The sequence below is a fragment of the Roseicyclus sp. genome (assembly GCF_018402035.1).
In the GTDB taxonomy this organism is placed as follows: domain Bacteria; phylum Pseudomonadota; class Alphaproteobacteria; order Rhodobacterales; family Rhodobacteraceae; genus Roseicyclus.
On the sequence record NZ_JAGYJN010000001.1, the window covers coordinates 598,291 to 617,599 of the forward strand.

The following is a 19,309-nucleotide window of genomic DNA, read 5'->3' on the forward strand; positions in this document are numbered from 1 at the left end:
TCCGGCGCCACCTGATCTTTCTTCACACGTCCAAGGCTAACCGCGCGCAGCAACGCCCCTGCGCGAGCGGCGCGCGATGCGAATTTTCGTACGAAAATTCGGGTGCCCCGCCCAACGAAAAGGCCGCCCGAGGGGGCGGCCTTTTGCAAATCGCGCGACAAGTATCCAATTAGCGCTTGGAGAACTGGAAGCTCTTGCGGGCCTTGGCGCGGCCGTACTTCTTGCGTTCCACAACGCGGCTGTCGCGGGTCAGGAAACCTGCCGCCTTCAGCGCACCGCGCAAGGAGGGCTCATAGAGTTGCAGCGCCTTGGAGATGCCGTGCTTGACCGCACCGGCCTGACCCGAGAGGCCACCGCCCTTGACGGTCGCCATCACGTCGAACTCGTTCTCGACGCCGGCCACGGTGAAGGGCTGGCGCAAGATCATCTGCAGCACGGGACGGGCGAAATAGGCCGACATGTCCTTGCCATTCACCACGACCTTGCCCGAGCCGGGCTTGATCCAGACGCGGGCGACCGCATCCTTGCGCTTGCCAGTGGCATAGGCACGACCCAGCGCATCGCGCACGGGTGTGCGTGGTGCATCGTCAAAGGAGAGCGCCGCGGGCGCGCTTGCATCAACTGCGCCTTTCAGCGCGTCGAGCGAAGAGAATGTCTCGGCCATGGTCATGCGCTCCGGGTGTTCTTGGGGTTCATCGACTTGACGTCGAGAACGGTGGGCTGTTGGGCATCATGGGGATGCTCGGCCCCTGCATAGACGCGCAGGTTGGTCATCTGCTGACGGCTCAGCTTGCCACCGGGCAGCATGCGCTTGACGGCCTGCATGACCACCCGTTCGGGGTGATCGCCTTCGAGGATCTGGCCGGTCGTGCGCGACTTGATCCCGCCGGGAAAGCCGGTGTGCCAATAGTTGTGATTGTTGCGCTTGTTGCCCGTCACCTGCACCTTTTCGGCATTGATGACGATGACATTGTCGCCCATGTCCATCGAGGGGGTGAAGGTCGGCTTGTGCTTGCCGCGCAGCCGCATGGCGATGATCGAAGCAAGCCGGCCCAGAACAACGCCCTCGGCGTCGATCAAGATCCACTGCTTGTCGATATCCGCCGGGGTGGCAGAAAAGGTTTTCATGTCCATCGGTCCTTTCGGGGGCGGGTGGGATCACCCGACCGCAATGACATCTGCGGCCTGAGACCGCGAAGTGATGGCGTGTTCTACCCGAATCTGCGCCATCGTCAATGGCCCGCTATCTTATTAAATACTTATAAAACAAATGTTTACGTTTGAGGTATTATTTTACCCCAAGAAATCTCGGTGCAATCGACTGTTTGTGGCATGCGCTGGTCACTCGGGGCGGCAAATCTCGTCGCGCAAAATCGCAAGGCCAGTGCGCCACAAAAGCCCCAGCACCACCGCCGAAAGTGCCACGAGAACGATCAAGCCAATCACCAGATGCGCGGTGCTGTCTTGGGCGCGCCCATAGACGAAGCTTGCCACTGTCAGCGCGGCAAGTGGAAAGCTGAGCGCCCACCAGCTTAGCGCAAAGGGCAGCCGCATCAGCTTGGGCACCTGCACCAAGACCAGAATGGCAAAGACATAGGCCCCGCTGAGAAGCATATGCGCAAAGGCATCAACCCCGCCCACCAGCCGCACATAAGAGACAAAGGCAACGGCGGGCGGCGCGATCAAGATGACCAAGGTGGGAAACAGTCGCGCGGGGATCGGCGCGTGAAAAATCAGGCGGTTGAAGACAAGCACCAGCAAGATCAGCCAAAAGATCATGCCAGCCGAGAAAAACAGCCAACTGATCTCGACCCAGCCGAGCGAGACACCGGCCAAGGGCACGATCACGTTCCCGACCGCCGGGATGAACCACGCCGGCGTCAGATGTCCAACCTCAAAGGCGCGGTGGCTGATCCAGCCTGAGATCACGGCGACCGTCAGCACGCCTTGGCCCGCCACCCCCACCAGCCAGATGGGCAGTGCCAGATCGGGGCGATAGCCATGGATCGCGGTCGCCATCAGCAAAAGCGAGATGGTGATGGTGGGAAAAAACGCCAGCCGCACGGGGTGATGCCATTCGGCACTGACCGCGGCAGGGTGGCGGATCAGCTTGAACAAGTAGACGGCCGATATGGCCACGAAACAGGCAAGCCCGAACCAAAGCACCGCGCGCGCGGCCATCTCGGCCATGGCAAAGCTGTCGGCGGCGGCATGGAGCGCCAAGGCCAAGCCGAAAAGCCCCATCAGCACCGCGAAAAATGTCACGGGGAAATGCGCCAAGCGGCTGAAGTCTTGCGCGGGATCTGGCGGGGTTTGGGTCATGATCGGCCTCGGTCCGGATTGTCACTGTCAATGATAACGCGCGCCCCGCACAGGCGACAGGGCGCAAAGGGCGCTGCGGCGATATCACCTTGTCAGCCCAAAGCGTTGCCGCCTGTCTTTGCCCAATGGTCGCATGCGATCCTTTCGCAGGCGGGCTTGATCGCTATAATGGGCGAAAGGCGTGCTGGGATCGCCGCAAATGAAAGGGGCAAGCCATGTCCGACGCGTTGGTGCTGCGTGCCGATCACGGGGCGGTCACATATCTGACGCTGAACCTGCCCGCGCGGCTGAATGCCTTGTCCGATGCGATGCTGGCCGCAATTTGCGCGCGCTTCGACGAGATGATGGATGCACCAAGCCAGCGGGTGATCGTGCTGCGCGGTGCGGGCAAGGCGTTTTGCGCGGGCCATGACCTGAACGAGATGCGCGACAAGCGCGCTGGCCCCGATCAGGGTGCGGATGCGCTGCATGATCTGTTCACCCGCTGCGGCGCGATGATGCAGATGATCCCCCGCCTGCCCCAACCCGTCATCGCCGAGGTGCATGGCATCGCCACGGCGGCGGGCTGTCAGCTGGTGGCCAGTTGCGATCTTGCCGTCGCCGCCGAAGATTGCCGCTTTGGCGTGAACGGGGTGAATATCGGGCTGTTTTGCTCGACGCCCATGGTGGCGCTCTCCCGCAATGTGGCGCGCAAGCAGGCGTTTGAGATGTTGGTGACGGGCGATTTCATCACCGCCGCGCGGGCGCGCGGTCTGGGTCTTGTTAACCGCGTGGTGCCGCCCGCTGATTTGGCAGACGCGACGAGGGCGCTGGCCGAACAGATCGCGGGCAAGCTGGGTGTCGCGGTACGGATCGGCAAGCGCGCCTTTTACGACCAACTCGGCCTGCCGCTCGATCAAGCCTATGCGATGACAGGGGCGGCCATGGTCGAGAATATGCGCGCCCCCGACACCGCCGAAGGGGTCGCTGCGTTCTTGGAAAAGCGCAAGCCCGATTGGCGGCAATAGCGCGCCTTGCGCCTAAAGCCCCGGCATGATCAGCACATTGCGCCTTGCCTGTCCGGCGTTGGTATCGGCAATGGCGTCATTGATCTGATCAAAAGCCCAGCGCCGCGAGATCAACTCATCAAGTTTGAGCCGCCCTTGGCCGTAAAGATCGACCATCCACGGGATATCGCGGGCCAAGACCACATCGCCCATCTTGGTGCCGCGCATCCCTTGGCCCATGAAGGCCATGATCACCGGCTCATAGCGCGCCTTGTCGCCGGAATGGGGCATGCCCACCGCATAGATCGTGCCGCCCCAGCCGATCAGGCGCGGGGCGACATCATAGGCGGGAATGGCCCCGACGCTGACAAAGACATGCTGCGCCAAGCGCCCGCCGGTCATGGCCGACAAGGCGCGCCACGGCTCGGGCGTGCTGGCAAGGATCGTGTCGGTCGCGCCAAAGGCGCGCGCATCATCAAGCTTGGCCGCTGAAAGATCCAACGCCACGATCCGCGCCGCCCCTGCAAGGCGCGCGCCCTGAATGACATTCAGCCCCACACCACCCGCGCCGATCACCACCACTGTCTCACCGGGCCGCACATTTGCGGTATTGACCACCGCCCCCACACCCGTCGGCACGCCACAGGCCAAAAGACAGGCCGCCTCGGGGGCGATGGCGTCGCCCAAGGGGGCGATCTGGGTCTGATCGACAATGAGTTTTTCAGCAAATGCGCCACATTCCATCGCCGCTTGCACCGGGGTGCCGTCGGCATCGGTCAACTTGGGCGCGCGCGCCTCATTGCCGACGCAATAGACGGGCTTGCCACCCGCGCAGCTTGGGCAGGTGCCGCAAGCGCGGATCAGCGTGACCAAGACCCGATCACCAAGGCGCAGATGGTCGACCCCTGCCCCCAAGCCGGTGACCCGCCCTGCTGCTTCATGGCCATAAACTGCCGGAAGCGTCCCACCCCAAGCCCCTTCGATGAAGGAGATATCGGAGTGGCAGATCGCGACGGCTTCGACCGACACCTCCACCTCGCCGGGGCCGGGATCGCGGAGTTGCAATGTCTCGATCACAAGCGGTTGGCCAAAGGCACGGCAGACAGCGGCGCGGATGGTCGATGGCATAATCAGTCCCCCGGTTTTGGATCGCCCCGCCATCCTTGCACAGACGCGGGCCACGGCAACCCCTCACCGCGCCGCGACAAAGACTTGCGCGCCGTGGAAGGGTGGCGCAAAACCGCACAAGGGCGCGCGGGAGGAAATGATGGATAGTCTCGATCTGGGCGATGTGGTGCTGCATTACGCCGACACAGGGCCGCGCGACGCGCCCGCGGTCGTCTTTGCCAATTCGCTTGGCACCGATTTCCGGCTTTGGGACGCCATCTTGCCGCATCTGCCCGCAGGGCTGCGCGTGATCCGCTACGACAAGCGCGGCCATGGGCTGTCGACCTGCCCGCCCGCGCCCTACACGATGGGCGCGCTGATCCATGATGCCGAGCGGTTGCTTGACGCCTTGGGCGTGCGCGATTGCGTCTTTGTGGGGCTATCTATTGGCGGGATGATCGCCCAAGGGCTGGCCGCCAAGCGGCTCGATCTGGTGCGCGCGGTGGTGCTTTCGAACACCGCCCCCAAGATCGGCACCCGCGCGATGTGGGAAGAGCGGATCGCCATGGTGGAAAGCCAAGGGCTGAGCGCCATGTCAGACACGATTATGACGCGCTGGTTTTCCAAGGAGTTCCGCGAAAGCCCAAAGGTCGCACCATGGAAGCGGATGGTCGAAACCACGCCACCCGCAGGCTATGCGGGCTGTTCTGCGGCGATTGCGGGCAGCGATTTCTACGCCAGCACCGCCAAGCTGCGCCTGCCCGCGCTGGTGATCGCAGGGTCCGAGGATGGATCGACCCCGCCCGATCTTGTGCAAGAATTGGCAGGGCTGATCCCCGGCGCGCATTACGCGCTGATCCGAGGCGCGGGCCATCTGCCCTGCGTCGAAAAACCCGCCGAATTCGCCTTGCATTTGAATGATTTCCTGCGCGCCATCGGCCATTTGGGTGCAAAGCCATGAGCGCCAGCCCCTTTGACAGCATGATCCACACGCGTCTCTTTGGCGATGCCGAGATCGCGCGGCTGTTTTCTGACACCGCCGAAATCCGCGCGATGATGCTGGTCTTGGGGGCGCTCGCCAAGGTACAGGGGCAAGCGGGGGTGATCCCCGAGGTCTCAGGCGCATTCTTGCACCGCGCCACGATGGAAATTCAGATCGACCCTGCGGGGCTTGCCCAAAGCGTGGGTGAGAATGGGGTCAGCGTGCCGGGGCTTGTGGCCGCGATGCGCAAAGCGCTGGAGGCACCCGAACATGCCGCCTATCTGCATTGGGGGGCAACCAGCCAAGATATCCAAGACAGCGCGCTGATGCTGCGCGCGCGTCAGGCGTTGGCGCTGATCGAGGCGCGGCTCAAGGCGGCGATCCTTGCGCTGGCCGATCTGGCCGAGGCGGAGGCCGAAACGCCGATGGCCGCGCGGACCTATGGTCAGGTGGCGGTGCCTTCGTCCTTTGGGGCGCTGGTGGCCGTCTGGGGCTGGCCCGTGATCGCGGCGTTGGAGCGGGTTCGCGCACTTGGCCCGAAACTCGCCGTCTCCCTCTCTGGCGCGGGCGGCACGGGCACGATGTTGGGCCCAGATCCCGCTATGATCCGCGCGGGGCTGGCCAAAGCACTTGGGCTGGCCGACCCAAAGCGTAGCTGGCATGCCGAGCGCGGGCTGATCACGGAACTAGCGCAATGCTGTCAGGCAGTGACGGCGGCCGCAGTCAAGCCGGGCGAGGATTTGTTGATCCTGACACGGTCCGATGTGGGTGAGGTTCGCCTATCGGGCGGCGGCGCGTCATCGACCATGCCGCAAAAGGAAAACCCTGTGGCCCCGAGCGTGCTTGTGGCGCTTGCCCGCTTTGGCGCGGCGCAGGCGGGCGCGCTGCAAGCCCCCGCCCACCGCGAGGCGCGCGATGGGGCGGCATGGTTCACCGAATGGCTGATGCTGCCGGGGCTGGTGATGGCGGCGGGCAAATCCGCGGCGGTGCTGGCCGAGACCATGGGCCAGATCACCCCCGACAAACCGGCGATGGCCGGGCGGCTGGCCGACCCCTTGGGCCTGATCCATGCCGAAGCCTTGAGCTTTGCCTTGGCAGGGATCATGCCCCGCCCCGACGCGCAGGCCGAGGTGAAGCGGCTGGCCCTTGCCGCCAAGGCCAGCGCTACCCCCCTCCCCGATCTGGTGGCGGCAGCTCATCGGGGGCTTGTCATGCCGCCCCTGTCCGGGCACGCGACCCTTGGCACGGCCCCCGATGAGGCGCGCGATTTTGCCAAGGCCGCGCGCGCGATCGCGGATGGACAAGGGTAAAGTGTCAATCTAGATTGACACTTGCCCTGCCCCACGAAAGACCATCATGGCCCCCCGGCGTCTGCCTGTCCTGTTCATCCTGATCACTGTCACCATCGATGCAATGGGGATCGGCCTGATTTTACCAGTCATGCCCGATCTGATCCGCGAGGTGCGCGGTGCCTCGCTTGCCGATGCAGCACTTTGGGGCGGCATGCTGTCGGCGGTCTATGCGGTGATGCAGTTCGGCTTTTCGCCCTTGATCGGCAATCTGTCCGACCGCTTCGGGCGGCGGCCCATCTTGCTCATCTCGATGGGGGTGCTGGCGCTTGATTACGTCGTCATGGCGGTGGCGGGCACGATCTGGCTGCTCTTTGCAGGCCGCGTCATAGCGGGGATCGCGGCGGCGACGCATTCGACAGCGCTGGCCTATATGGCCGATATCACCGACAGCAGCAAAAGGGCGCAGAATTTCGGCCTGATTTCAGCGGGTTTCGGGATGGGCTTCATCTTTGGGCCGGTCATTGGGGGGCTGTTGGGCGGGCTTGATCCGCGCGCGCCCTTTGTGGCCGCCGCCTGTCTTGCAGCGGCCAATTTCGCCTTTGGCTGGTTCGTTCTGCCCGAAAGCCTGCCGCGTGAGCGCCGCCGCGCCTTTGACTGGTCCCGCGCAAACCCAGCGGGCGCGCTGAAATCCATGCGCAAACTGCCCGGTGTGGGCGCGCTTTTGGCGGTGATGCTGGCCTATCAGATCGCCAATTTCACCTATCCGGCGGTCTGGGCCTATTACATCCAAGGGGCCTTTGGTTGGGACGCGCGGATGGTGGGGCTATCTTTGGCCGCCTACGGCGTGGCCATCGCGGTCGTCCAAGGCGGGCTGATCCGGGCCATCCTGCCCCGTCTGGGCGAGGGGCGCGCGGTGTTTTGGGGGCTGATCCTGAACACGGGCTGTTTGTTGGCCTATGGCGTGGCAACGCAAGGTTGGATGATCTGGATCTTGATCCCGATCTCGGCGGTGGGCGCGATTGTCGCCCCCGCGATGCAGGGCGTGATGAGCCGCGCGGCGGGCGAGCGACAACAGGGCGAATTGCAAGGCGTGCTCAGCTCGATCTCGGCGCTCTCGATGATCCTGTCGCCCCTGATGATGACGCAGGCGTTTTTCTGGTTCACGCGGGAGGAAGCCACACTCCGCCTGCCCGGCGCGCCGTTTTTACTGGGGGCGGTGCTGATGGCGGGGGCACTTGCGATCTACATGGGCACTCGCCCGCGCGCGGCGACAACGCCGGCGGCATAATCCTCCGGCTTGGGTTGCTGTGCTAGCCTGCGGCCAAGATCGCGGCATAAGCCCCCGGATCGGCATTGCCGCCTGAGAGCGTACAGATCACCGGACCATCGCCCAAGGCGTCCCCATGGAAAAGGGCGGCGGCCAGCGCCACGGCGCCGCCGGGTTCCACCACCAGCTTGAGGCGGGAGGCGGCAAGCCGCATCGCCTCGCGCACCTCGTCCTCGCTCACGACGATGCCGGGGCCGCAAAGCCGCTTGAGGATCGGAAAGGTCAAAACCCCCGGCATCGGCGTCAGGATCGCGTCGCAGAACCCGGCTTCGGGGCGGCCATGGCCGGTGCGCTCACCTGCGGCCAAGGACTTTGCAGTGTCATCAAACCCTTCAGGCTCGACGGGGCGCACGCGCAGGCCCGGCGCATGTGCCTCCAAGGCCAGCGCGATACCGGCGGTCAAGCCGCCGCCGCCGCAACAGGTGAGCACGGTACCTTGGGAAATACCAAGCGCCGCCGCTTGCGCCGCGATCTCAAGCCCGCAGGTGCCTTGGCCTGCGATGACCTGCACATCGTCGAAGGGTTTGATCAGCGTCATGCCGCGCTCGGCCTGAACCCTTGCGCCGATCTCTTCGCGCTTTTCGCCGCCTGCGCGGTCGTAAAGGATCACCTCGGCGCCTAGCGCGCGGGTATTCTCGATCTTCAGCGCGGGGGCGTCGCGCGGCATGATAATGATGGACGGCACGCCATGCAGGGCCGCAGCATAAGTCACGCCTTGGGCATGATTGCCCGAAGAAAAGGCCAGCACACCCTTGGCGCGTTCTTCAGGCGCAATTGCCGAGACCGCCGACCAGCCGCCGCGAAATTTGAAGCTGCCTGTGTGCTGCAAGACCTCGGCCTTGGCATGAACGGGGCGGCCCGCGATCTCGTCCAGGAAGGGCGAAGACAGCAAGGGCGTCTCGCGCACCACCCCCTTGGCGCGGGTTTGGGCAGCTTCGATCAGGGCGATATCGGTCATAAAGATTGCTCCAGCACGGTTTCGATCACGGCCAAGGCCGGGGGTTCATCCAAGAAAGGGACATGGCCACGATCAGCCAATTCGGCATAGGCCATGTCGGGGCGGCGCAGGCGCATTTCACCCGCCGTTTGCGCCGAAAGAATATTCGATCCTGCCCCCCGGATCAGGCCAAGGGGCGCGCCCGACAGCGCATCGAAAAGCGGCCACAGATCGGGGGCCACGGCATCTGGGGCAAAGGTTGGCGCCACTGCCTCGCGCAGCTTTGGGTCGTAGCGGTTCACCAACTGCCCACCCTCTTCGCGGTAGATGCGGCGGGCAAGGACCGCCCAATTCTCTGCAGGGACATCGCGGAATGCAGGCGCGTAATGGCGTGGGAGGGCGGCGGCCGCTTCCTCCAGCGTGCGAAACTTGGGCGGTTTGCCCAAGTAATCCATGATATAAGATAGCCCCTCTGGCATGATCTCGGGTCCGATATCGTTGAAGATCACACCCGCGATGCGATCCCGCGCGATGGCGGCCAGCACCAGCGCGACGAGACCACCGCGCGAGGTGCCAAGGATCGTAACCCGGTCAAGGTGAAGGTGGTCGAGGAGCGTCACCACATCGCCCGCTTCGACCGGCACCTGATAGCTGGCCGGATCGCCCCAATCGGATGCACCGCGCCCGCGAAAATCCATGCGGATCACCTGTGCGCGATGGGCGAATGCATCAAGGATCGGCTCGAAATCCTCCATGTTGCGCGTCAGCCCCGGCAGGCACAAAAGGGCCGTGCCCTGCCCTGTGACGTCATAGGCAAGCTTGAGCCCGTCGGTGCTGGTGATATACGCCATCTCAAAGCCCCAATTTTTCAGTCACGGCTGTCAAGTCGCGCCCGATGGCAGCAGGCCGGCCCGGCATGCGGTCAACCGGATCGCCCGCGCGGTTGATCCAGATGGTCTGGAACCCATAGGCCGCAGCCCCCGCGATATCCCAGCCATTGGACGAGACGAAAAGCACCTGATCGGGCGCGGTGCCAAAGCGCGCGCCGACCATGTCATAGACAGCTGGATGCGGTTTGAAGCGGCCCACATCCTCGACACTCAGAACATGGTCGAGCAGATCGCCGATCCCCGCCGAGGTGACAGCGGCCGCCAGCATATCGGGGCTGCCATTCGACAAGATCGCGCGCGCGATGCCCGCTTGTTTCACCGCGGCGAGCACACCCATCGCCTCGGGATAGGCGGGCAGATGGCGGTAAAGGTCCAAAAGCTGGGTGCGCAAAGCGGGGTCTTGGTGGCCCGAACGCTCTAGCGCCCAATCAAGCCCGTCTTGCGTGACCTGCCAGAAATCGCAATGCGCCCCCGTCAGCGTGCGTAGCCATGTGTATTGCAGCTGCTTTGCGCGCCAATCGGCGGCCACCTGTTGCCAGATGGCGGCAAAGCCCGCCTGCCCCGGCATCTCGGCCACCGCGCGGGCGGCGGCGTTGACATCGAAGAGCGTGCCATAGGCATCGAAGATACAGGTGTTGATCTGGCCCATGTGAACCCCCAATCGCTTGGGCGCGACACTGGCACGGCTTTTGGGCGGCGGCAATTGCAACCCGCGCGGGTTTCATCCCTGCCCCGCCTGCCCTAAGGTGGGCGCTGAGCCGCGGCCATGACCTCCATGCCGCAAGACCCGCTATAAGACACGAAGGCCAAGACAATGACCCAAGCCACCGCAGGCTGCACCGTCTCGATCCATTACACCGGCACACTCGATGACGGCAGCACATTCGACAGCTCCGAGGGGCGTGATCCTTTGACCTTCCAGATGGGCGAAGGGCAAATCATCCAAGGGCTGGAGGCCGCGTTGGAGGGCATGGCCGTGGGCGAGACAAAGACCGTGACCATCCCAGCCGAACAAGCCTATGGCCCGCGCCATGCAGAGGCGGTGCAAGAGGTGCCGCGCGAGATGATCCCCGATCACATCCCGCTTGATCTTGGCACATCGCTTCAGTTGCAGACGCCCAATGGGTCGATGATGCCGGTGACGGTCACGGCAGTCACCGACGAGGCCGTGACGCTTGACGCAAATCACCCGCTGGCGGGCCAAGCCCTGACCTTTGCGGTCGAGGTGGTCGAGATCGCCTGAAACGACACAAAGGCCGGGCGAAAGCCCGGCCTACAGCTTTGGGCCGCCTACATATTCTCGGGCTGCATCATGCCCAAGACATGGTAGCCGCCATCGACCGTGACGATCTCACCCGTGGTGCAAGCACCGTAATCGGAGGCAAGATAGACCGCCGTGCCACCGATCGCCTCGAGCGTGGCATTGGCGCGCAAGGGCGCGTTCGCCTCGGTCGTTTTGAAGGTCTTGCGCGCGCCGCCGATGGCCGCACCGGCAAGCGTCTTCATCGGGCCGGGGCTGATCGCGTTGACGCGGATCTGTTGCGGCCCAAGGTCATTGGCGAGGTAGCGGACCGAGGACTCCAGCGCCGCCTTGGCCACGCCCATCACGTTGTAAAACGGCGTGACGCGGTTTGATCCCTGATAGGTCAGGGTGATAAGGCTCCCGCCGTCGGGCATGAGTTCCGACGCGCGGCGGGCCACATCGATAAAGGAATAGCAGCTGATCGTGAGCGAGTTGCGGAAATTCTCGCGGCTGGTGTTGATGAAACGACCCGTCAACTCGTTCTTGTCGGAATAGGCGATGGCATGGACAAGGAAATCGATGCTGCCCCAGCGATCCTTTAGGGCGGCAAAGGCCGCATCAAGGGAGGCGTCATCCATCACATCGACGTCAACCAGAAAATCCGACCCGACCGAGGCCGCGAGCGGTTCGACCCGCTTGCCGAAGGCCTCACCCTGATAGGAAAAGGCCAGTTCTGCCCCTTCGGCCGCCAGCGCTGATGCGATGCCCCATGCGATCGAGCGGTCATTGGCCACCCCCATCACAAGCCCGCGCTTGCCCGTCATCAAATCTGCCATGATCGTTACCCGTGATAGCGGCTCAGCAGCATCGAGCCATTCGTGCCGCCAAAGCCAAAGGAATTGGTCATCACCGTATCAAGCCCTACGTTTTCGCGCAGGCTTGTGGCGATCTCGTCTGGCGAGAGCGCGGGATCGAGCGTTTCGACATTGATCGAGGGCGCGATGAAATCGCCCTTGAGCATCAAGAGGCAAAAGATCGCCTCAAGCGCGCCTGCCGCCCCTTGGGCATGACCGGTCATGGATTTGGTCGAGGAGATGGGTGGCGTCGTACCCTCGCCGAAGACGCGGCGCACGGCTTGTACTTCGCCCACATCGCCCACGGGGGTCGAGGTGCCATGCGCGTTGATGTAATCGACCTTTCGGCCTGCGGGCAGGGTTTGCAGCGCAAGGCGCATGGCGCGTTCGCCCCCCTCGCCGCTGGGGGCGACCATGTCATGGCCATCGGAAGTAGCGGCAAAGCCTGTGACTTCGGCCAAGATATTGGCCCCGCGTGCGAGTGCATGATCAAGCGCTTCCAGCACCACGATGCCGCCGCCGCCTGCGATGACAAACCCGTCGCGGCCCGCGTCGAAGGCGCGTGAGGCGCGGGTGGGCGTGTCGTTGTATTTCGACGACATCGCGCCCATCGCGTCGAAGAGGCACGAAAGCGTCCAGTCAAGCTCTTCCGCGCCGCCCGCGAACATCACATCTTGCTTGCCCAGCATGATCTGTTCCGCCGCAGCCCCAATACAATGCAGCGAGGTGGAGCAGGCCGAGGTGATGGAATAGTTGATGCCCTTGATCCGGTAGGCGGTGGCAAGGTTCGCGCTGATGGTCGAGGACATGCATTTCGGCACCGCGAAAGGGCCGATGCGCTTGGTCGCCCCTGTGGCCAGCACCGATTGATGCGCGGCGAACATGGCAGAGGTTGATGGCCCGCCCGAGCCCGCGATCAGGCCCGTGCGCTCATTGACGATCTGGTCTTCGGTCAGGCCCGATTGCGCGATGGCCTGTCCCATGGCGATATGGGCATAGGCCGCCCCCGGCCCCATGAAGCGCAAGCTCCGCTTGTCGATATGGTCGGACGGGTCGATCTTGAGCGTGCCCGCGATCTGGCTGCGAAAGCCATGCTCGACCATGTCGGGGTGGGTCTCGATCCCCGAGCGGCCAGCGCGCAAAGACGCCTCCACCTCGGCGGCGGTGTTTCCGATGGGCGAGACGATGCCCAGCCCTGTGACGACGACCCGTCTCATTGGCTGTCCTCCGGCTTGACGCGGCGCATTTCATCCCTCCATCTTTCCTTTGGGCTGTGTAGGATAGCCGAAGGGATGGGGCAAGGCGCTTTGCCCCAAGGGGGCGGAAAGACCGCAACGATATGATTAACGATCCTGCAGATTATTTCACCCGTGGCTGCGGGCGTTGCGCACGGTTCGACACGCCCGATTGCGCGACGCGCATCTGGGCCGAAGGGGTGGCAACGCTGCGGCGGCTTTGCCTTGCGGCGGGGCTGACGGAACATGCGAAATGGGGGCACCCCTGCTACATGGCGCATGGGCGCAACATCGCCATCATCGGGGCGTTCCGGGGGGATTTCCGGCTGAATTTCTTTGATGCAGCGCTCTTGGTCGATCCTGCCGGCGTGCTCGAACGCCAAGGCCAGAACGCCGACCATGCCGACAGCCTGCGCTTTACCGATAACGCGGGCCCGGCTGCAACGGCCGATCTGATCCAGACCTATCTGGCTGAGGCGATCGGATATGCGGCCCAAGGGATGAAGCCCGTGAAAGAGGTGAAAACCTTGGTCTTGCCGGAGGAATTGATCGAAGCCTTGGCGCGTGATCCTGAATTGTCGTCGGCCTTCGATGCGCTGACGCCGGGGCGGCAGCGCAGCTATGTGATCAACCTTGCGGGTGCAAAGACGGCGGCCACGCGTATGGCCCGCATCGCGCGGTTTCGCGACAAGATCATCGCTGGCAAAGGCGCAACCGAGCGATAAGCCTCAGCTTTCGCTGAGCGCCACCTTCATATCCTTGACGAGATAGATGGTTTCGCCATCGGCCTCGACCCGGCCATCGGCCACACCCATCGTCAAGCGGCGCGTTTGGATCGCCTTGGTGAAATCAACGAAATAGGTCAGGCGCTTACGGTCAGGGCGGACCATGCCGGTCAGCTTTACCTCGCCCACGCCCAGCGCATAGCCACGCCCCAGCCAGCCGCGCCAGCCAAGGTTGAAGCCCGTCAACTGCCAGAGCCCATCAAGGCCAAGGCAGCCGGGCATGATTGGGTTGCCGGGGAAATGGCAATCGAAGAACCACAGATCGGGGGTGATGTCGAATTCGGCCACCACATGACCCTTGCCATGTTCGCCCCCATCCCCGGAGATCGCGGTGATGCGGTCCATCATCAGCATGGGTGGCGCGGGAAGCTGGGCATTGCCCGGCCCGAACAATTCGCCACGCGAACACGCCAAGAGCGCGTCACGATCAAAGGATGTGGGATAATCTGCCATGTCCCCCCGCAGGTCGCTTGGCCGGCCCTTGCGCCGGTCTGACAGGTCTAGCACCGCGACTTGGCGCCGCGCAAGGGTAAGGGCTTGGTCGCTTTACGATTGAAACACCCAGCAAAAAGCTCCACTATACGCCTGTCTCGCTTAGGAAAGACCCGACCCATGACACCCGAAGCGCTGGAACGCGGCAAAGGCTGGCTTGCCCAAGCCGATCTGAGGCCGACACGCCAAAGGCTTGCACTCGCTGCCCTTCTCGTGGGCGACGGGCATGATCGCCATGTCACCGCCGAAGGTTTGCATGATGCGGTCTTGTCGACGGGTGATCGCGTGTCCTTGGCGACGGTTTATAACACACTCAAGGCGTTTTGCGATGCGGGCCTGATGCAAGAGGTCACGGTCGATGGCTCACGCAGCTATTTTGACACGCGCATGGATGAGCACCCACATTTCCATTTCGAAGATAGCGGGCGTTTGACTGATGCGCCCGCAGCCGAGTTGCAGATCCGCACACTGCCCGAAATTCCCGAAGGCTACGAAATCGCCAAGCTGGATGTCGTGATCCGCCTGCGCAAGAAAGCGTGACGCGGCGCGAAGATCGCAAAGGCCATCCAAGGGCATTTCATGGCCGTTTGCCTGTCTGGCAGGCATCGGGCAACCATGACATGATGATACCTGTAATGCGTAACGATGAACCGTGTTCGAGGGATAATGACGACCAAAAAGAATGTCTTGCTTGTCAGTTTTGACGATTGCATCGCCTTCCAGAACTATCGCGATGCATTTGGCGTTACGCTCCAGACCCCCAACCTCGACAAGATCATGGCGCAAGCGGCGGTGTTTCGCGCCGCCTATTGCCAAGTCCCGCTGTGTGGACCGTCGCGCACCAGTTTCATGACCGGGCGCATGCCGCATGAGTTGGGCGTGCTGAGCAATGCCGACGACGTCTTTGAAAGGGTCGATGCGCAAGAGATCTGGACCTACCGCTTGAAACAGGCGGGCTATTTCTGTTCCTCGGGCGGAAAAGTGCACCACGGCTACAAGCCGCTAAAGCGGCGGCACCACACCGTCATTTATTCCGATGCGCAAAAACACTTCACCGATGATATGTCGCTGCCCGCCGGGGCCGAGCGGCGGCGCTATGGCGGTATTCGCGGCGGCTGGGCCACGACGGAGGCGGCCTTTGACGACACCTATTATGACGCGCAGTCGGCAAACTCTGCCATCGCGTTTTTGCAGAACTATCAGGGGGATGGACCGTTTTACCGCGAGCTTGGCTTTTTCAGCCCGCATGGGCCGCGTTTCACGCCCGCCCGGTTCAAGGACATGTATGATGTCGATGCCTTCCGCCCGCCCGAAGCATGGGCGCAAGGCCATGATGAAAACACCTATACACGCGAAAACCTGGCGCTGACCCCGTGGCTTGAGGGCGATGATCTGACCGAATGGCGACTAAACGTCCGCAATTACTTCGCGGCCCTCAGCCATGGGGATTATCATCTGGGCCGCGTTTGGGATGCGTTGCAGGCCAGCGAACATGGGCAGAATACGATCGTCGTCATCCTGTCGGATCACGGCTTTTTGCTGGGTGCGCGAAAACGTTTCTATAAAACGACGCTTTGGGAACAATCGGTTGGCACGCCGCTGATCATCCGCGACCCCGACCAGCCGGAGGGCCGGGTGATCGATGATCCCGTTGGGCTGATCGATGTCGGCCCGACCATCTTGGATTATGCTGATCTGCCCGCGATCCCCGGCACGGCTGGCCGCTCGCTGCGCCCACAGATCGGCGGCGCAACGGTGACAGGGCGCGTTGTGCCGTCGTTTCGTCTTGGCAATGTCACCATCCGCAAGGGTGATTTCCGCATGATCCGCTACGAGGATGGCAGCACGCAGCTTTTCGACCTGAAAGCTGATCCATGGACGCTTTGGGATTTGGGGGCGAAGCGCCCGGCGCATCATGCGCTTTTGGCCGAGTTGCGCGATCATTCCGCGGCCTGCGGCTTGTCGCTGCCCGCCGATTGTTGAGGGTTGCGCGATGGATGACACCAAGAAACCCCTCGCCGTGGTGACCATGGTCTATGCCGATTACCCCTTTCTTGCGCGCTGGCATGGATATTACGCGCAACAGCTTGGGGCCGAGCATCTTTACATCTTAAGCCATGGCAACGACCCGCAACACCGCGAGATCGCCGCCGGGGCCAATGTGCTGAACGTGCCGCGCGAAGCCGGAATGGCAAAATTCGACCGCCGCCGTTGGAAAATGATGAGCCATCTGGCAAGCGGCTTGCTGGAATTCTATCACTGGGTGATTGTCGCCGATGTCGACGAAATCGTGATCGTTGACCCCGAGGCCGCGCCGAACCTTGTCAGCTATCTGGGCGTGCGCTTTGGCGATGTCGCCAGCGCGCCGCGCCATATCTCGCCCTTCGCGCTCAACATGATCCACATCCCCGAGCACGAACCCTTGGCCATCGAAGCGGGGGAGCCGATCCTTGGGCGCAGGCGTCATTTTCTGCCAAGCCGCGTCTACAGCAAGCCCTGCCTTGTGCGCGAACCGGTCGTTTTTGGGCCGGGCGGGCATCGCAACAATCTTGGGCCTCGCCATCTGGCCGAAGATCTTTACCTCGTGCATCTGAAATCGGCCGATCTCGGCTGGATGTCGGCGCGCGCAGAAGTGCAGGCTGCGTTGATTTCTCAAGCCGCGCTCTCGAACCCAGACTATCAAGGCGGACATGGCTGGACCGAAACCATGGCACATTATCACCAGATCCGCAGCACCCACCAGATCGGCGGCGAAGATGTGCGATTGCCCGAGATCCGTGCCGCGATGATGCGGCAAGTCGAGCGCTACAAGGATCAATTCATCTGGGGCCAAGTCACGGACTCGACGATCTACCAAATCCCCGCGCGATTTGCGGGGCTTGTTTAGGGACCGTATCTCTGGTCGGGGCCGACCGCGATGATACCGGCAACAACCAGCACAAATGCAAGATGGGCCGTTTCAGCCTAGCCAAAGGCGACCATAGCCTGTAACGGCTCTGCCAACCCTCGTTATTCCCCATAAAGGCCTTCCATGGACCTCCGCAATATTGCGATCATCGCGCATGTCGACCACGGCAAGACAACGCTCGTGGACAATCTACTCAAACAGTCCGGTGCCTTCCGCGACAACCAAGCTGTGGCCGAACGCGCCATGGACAGCAATGATCTGGAACGCGAACGCGGCATCACGATTTTCGCCAAACCCACATCGGTCGAATGGAAGGGCACGCGGATCAATATCGTCGACACCCCCGGCCACGCCGATTTCGGCGGCGAGGTCGAGCGTATCTTGTCGATGGTCGATGGTGTGGTGCTGTTGGTCGATGCCGCCGAAGGGCCGATGCCGCAAACGAAATTCGTGACCTCCAAGGCCTTGGCGCTGGGGCTGCGGCCCATCGTGGTGCTCAACAAGGTCGACAAGCCCGACGCCGAGCCTGATCGCGCGCTCGATGAGGTGTTTGACCTCTTCGCCGCCCTTGAGGCCGATGAGGATCAATTGGATTTCCCGCATATGTATGCCTCGGGGCGGGCAGGCTGGGCCGATCATACGCTCGACGGGTCGCGCAAGGATCTGCATGCGCTGTTCGATCTGATCGTGAACCATGTGCCGCGCCCGCGACAGATCGCGCGCCAGAACGAAGATTTTCGTATGTTGGCCACCACGCTGGGCGCCGACCCCTTTGTGGGTCGCTTGCTGACGGGCCGGGTGGAATCGGGTCGCCTCAAGGTCGGGCAGACGGTTCAGACCCTCTCGCGCTTGGGCGAAAAGATCGAGCAGTTCCGCGTGACGCGGATTCAGGCCTTTCGCGGGCTCAGCCAGCAAGACATCGAAGAGGCGTTGGCAGGCGACATCGTCAGCCTTGCGGGCATGACCAAATCAACCGTGGCCGACACGATCTGTGCGCTGGCCGTAGATGATCCGCTGCATGCCCAGCCCATCGATCCGCCAACCATCACCGTAACCTTTGGGATCAATGACAGCCCACTGGCTGGCCGCGATGGCAAAAAGGTGCAAAGCCGCGTGATCCGCGAGCGCCTGATGAAAGAGGCAGAAAGCAATGTCGCGATCAAGATCAGCGACACGCCCGGCGGTGAGGCTTTCGAGGTCGCGGGGCGCGGCGAATTGCAGATGGGCGTCTTGATCGAGAACATGCGCCGCGAGGGGTTCGAGCTGTCGATCTCTCGCCCGCAGGTGCTGTTTCGCGAGATCGACGGCCTCAAGCATGAGCCGGTTGAAGAGGTCACCATCGACGTCGATGACGAATATACCGGTGCTGTGATCGAGAAGATCACCGGGCCGCGTAAGGGTGAGTTGAAGGAAATGAAACCCGCCGGTGCGGGCAAGACCCGCATCATCGCGCTGGTGCCCTCGCGCGGACTGATCGGGTATCACGGCGAGTTTCTGACCGACACCCGCGGCACGGGTGTGTTGAACCGTGTCTTCCACGCATGGGAGCCCTTCAAAGGCCCGATCGAGGGGCGGCGCGCGGGCGTGCTGATCTCCATGGAGAACGGGGTGTCCGTGGCCTATGCTTTGTGGAACCTTGAAGAGCGCGGGCGCATGTTCATCGGCGCGCAGGAGCCGATCTATACCGGCATGATCATTGGCGAACATAGCCGCGACAATGATCTCGAAGTGAACCCGCTCAAGGGCAAAAAGCTGACCAACGTGCGTGCCTCCGGCACGGACGAGGCCGTACGCCTGACAACGCCGATCACCATGACGCTCGAACAGGCGATTGCCTATATCGATGATGACGAGCTGGTCGAAGTGACGCCAAACGCGATTCGGTTGCGCAAGCGCTATCTCGACCCGCATGAGCGCAAGCGCCAAACGCGCGCTGGCTGATATCTGCA

General features: G+C 62.9%; 20 protein-coding genes. 10 read left to right on the forward strand and 10 right to left on the reverse strand.

The window, feature by feature from the left end:
• Positions 1 to 169: 169 nt before the first annotated feature.
• From rpsI to KG698_RS02840, 3 genes are all read right to left on the reverse strand, one after another.
• Entirely contained in the window at positions 170 to 664 is a 495-nt protein-coding gene (gene rpsI / locus KG698_RS02830; protein WP_213684024.1) for a 30S ribosomal protein S9, read from the reverse strand.
• A gap of 2 nt (positions 665 to 666) precedes the next feature.
• Positions 667 to 1,128: a 50S ribosomal protein L13 gene (rplM, locus tag KG698_RS02835; protein WP_213684025.1), complete on the reverse strand. Its 462-nt coding sequence runs from the start codon at positions 1,126 to 1,128 to the stop codon at positions 667 to 669.
• 213 nt (positions 1,129 to 1,341) lie between these two features.
• On the reverse strand, positions 1,342 to 2,322 hold the full coding sequence (locus KG698_RS02840; protein WP_213684026.1) for an SLAC1 anion channel family protein: 981 nt from the start codon (positions 2,320 to 2,322) through the stop codon (positions 1,342 to 1,344).
• A 215-nt stretch (positions 2,323 to 2,537) separates the two neighbouring features.
• Between KG698_RS02840 and KG698_RS02845 the strand changes: the two genes are divergently transcribed.
• Positions 2,538 to 3,329 (forward strand): enoyl-CoA hydratase, encoded by a 792-nt coding sequence (locus KG698_RS02845; protein ID WP_213684027.1) that lies wholly within the window; start codon positions 2,538 to 2,540, stop codon positions 3,327 to 3,329.
• 12 nt (positions 3,330 to 3,341) lie between these two features.
• Here KG698_RS02845 and KG698_RS02850 read toward each other — a convergent pair whose 3' ends face one another.
• Positions 3,342 to 4,436 carry an alcohol dehydrogenase catalytic domain-containing protein gene (locus KG698_RS02850; RefSeq protein ID WP_213684028.1) on the reverse strand — a complete coding sequence of 365 codons (1,095 nt, stop codon included), beginning with the start codon at positions 4,434 to 4,436 and terminating at the stop codon, positions 3,342 to 3,344.
• Positions 4,437 to 4,575: 139 nt separating this feature from the next.
• Between KG698_RS02850 and pcaD the strand changes: the two genes are divergently transcribed.
• Genes pcaD through KG698_RS02865 form a run of 3 tightly spaced genes read left to right on the forward strand, consistent with a single transcriptional unit; the run spans position 4,576 to position 7,977 of the window.
• Complete coding sequence (gene pcaD / locus KG698_RS02855) at positions 4,576 to 5,376, forward strand: 3-oxoadipate enol-lactonase (protein ID WP_213684029.1); 801 nt, start codon at positions 4,576 to 4,578, stop codon at positions 5,374 to 5,376.
• Complete coding sequence (locus KG698_RS02860; RefSeq protein ID WP_213684030.1) at positions 5,373 to 6,707, forward strand: lyase family protein; 1,335 nt, start codon at positions 5,373 to 5,375, stop codon at positions 6,705 to 6,707. The genes pcaD and KG698_RS02860 overlap by 4 nt, the downstream gene beginning before the upstream one ends.
• Positions 6,708 to 6,753: 46 nt before the next feature.
• Positions 6,754 to 7,977, forward strand: coding sequence for a TCR/Tet family MFS transporter (locus KG698_RS02865; protein WP_213684031.1), 1,224 nt, complete (start codon positions 6,754 to 6,756; stop codon positions 7,975 to 7,977).
• 22 nt (positions 7,978 to 7,999) lie between these two features.
• On the opposite strand, the gene KG698_RS02870 is transcribed toward KG698_RS02865, so the two are convergent.
• Genes KG698_RS02870 through KG698_RS02880 form a run of 3 tightly spaced genes read right to left on the reverse strand, consistent with a single transcriptional unit; the run spans position 8,000 to position 10,492 of the window.
• Entirely contained in the window at positions 8,000 to 8,974 is a 975-nt protein-coding gene (locus tag KG698_RS02870) for a threonine/serine dehydratase (RefSeq protein WP_213684032.1), read from the reverse strand.
• A complete protein-coding gene (locus KG698_RS02875) occupies positions 8,971 to 9,804 on the reverse strand; it encodes an alpha/beta hydrolase (protein ID WP_213684033.1) in 834 nt (277 codons plus the stop codon). Before KG698_RS02875 ends, KG698_RS02870 begins: the two co-directional genes overlap by 4 nt.
• 1 nt (position 9,805) lies before the next feature.
• A complete protein-coding gene (locus KG698_RS02880) occupies positions 9,806 to 10,492 on the reverse strand; it encodes a haloacid dehalogenase type II (protein WP_213684034.1) in 687 nt (228 codons plus the stop codon).
• Between the two features lie 165 nt (positions 10,493 to 10,657).
• On the opposite strand from KG698_RS02880, the gene KG698_RS02885 reads away from it, so the two are divergent.
• On the forward strand, positions 10,658 to 11,086 hold the full coding sequence (locus tag KG698_RS02885) for a peptidylprolyl isomerase (RefSeq protein WP_213684035.1): 429 nt from the start codon (positions 10,658 to 10,660) through the stop codon (positions 11,084 to 11,086).
• A gap of 47 nt (positions 11,087 to 11,133) precedes the next feature.
• Here the strand turns inward: KG698_RS02885 and KG698_RS02890 are convergent, their stop codons facing one another.
• On the reverse strand, positions 11,134 to 11,922 hold the full coding sequence (locus KG698_RS02890) for an SDR family oxidoreductase (protein WP_213684036.1): 789 nt from the start codon (positions 11,920 to 11,922) through the stop codon (positions 11,134 to 11,136).
• A 5-nt stretch (positions 11,923 to 11,927) separates the two neighbouring features.
• Complete coding sequence (locus tag KG698_RS02895) at positions 11,928 to 13,157, reverse strand: beta-ketoacyl synthase N-terminal-like domain-containing protein (RefSeq protein WP_213684037.1); 1,230 nt, start codon at positions 13,155 to 13,157, stop codon at positions 11,928 to 11,930.
• 122 nt (positions 13,158 to 13,279) lie between these two features.
• Between KG698_RS02895 and KG698_RS02900 the strand changes: the two genes are divergently transcribed.
• Positions 13,280 to 13,900, forward strand: a complete 621-nt coding sequence (locus KG698_RS02900; protein WP_213684038.1) for a YdeI family protein — start codon at positions 13,280 to 13,282, stop codon at positions 13,898 to 13,900.
• Between the two features lie 3 nt (positions 13,901 to 13,903).
• Here KG698_RS02900 and fabA read toward each other — a convergent pair whose 3' ends face one another.
• The gene (gene fabA / locus KG698_RS02905) at positions 13,904 to 14,413 is read right to left on the reverse strand and encodes a bifunctional 3-hydroxydecanoyl-ACP dehydratase/trans-2-decenoyl-ACP isomerase (protein WP_213684039.1); all 510 of its coding nucleotides are present in this window, start codon (positions 14,411 to 14,413) and stop codon (positions 13,904 to 13,906) included.
• 159 nt (positions 14,414 to 14,572) lie between these two features.
• On the opposite strand from fabA, the gene irrA reads away from it, so the two are divergent.
• From irrA to typA, 4 genes are all read left to right on the forward strand, one after another.
• Positions 14,573 to 14,992, forward strand: a complete 420-nt coding sequence (irrA, locus tag KG698_RS02910) for an iron response transcriptional regulator IrrA (RefSeq protein WP_213684040.1) — start codon at positions 14,573 to 14,575, stop codon at positions 14,990 to 14,992.
• Positions 14,993 to 15,118: 126 nt separating this feature from the next.
• Positions 15,119 to 16,435, forward strand: a complete 1,317-nt coding sequence (locus KG698_RS02915; RefSeq protein ID WP_213684041.1) for a sulfatase-like hydrolase/transferase — start codon at positions 15,119 to 15,121, stop codon at positions 16,433 to 16,435.
• A gap of 10 nt (positions 16,436 to 16,445) precedes the next feature.
• The gene (locus KG698_RS02920) at positions 16,446 to 17,339 is read left to right on the forward strand and encodes a glycosyltransferase family 2 protein (RefSeq protein ID WP_213684042.1); all 894 of its coding nucleotides are present in this window, start codon (positions 16,446 to 16,448) and stop codon (positions 17,337 to 17,339) included.
• A 144-nt stretch (positions 17,340 to 17,483) separates the two neighbouring features.
• Positions 17,484 to 19,301, forward strand: a complete 1,818-nt coding sequence (gene typA, locus KG698_RS02925) for a translational GTPase TypA (protein WP_213684043.1) — start codon at positions 17,484 to 17,486, stop codon at positions 19,299 to 19,301.
• Positions 19,302 to 19,309 lie beyond the last annotated feature (8 nt).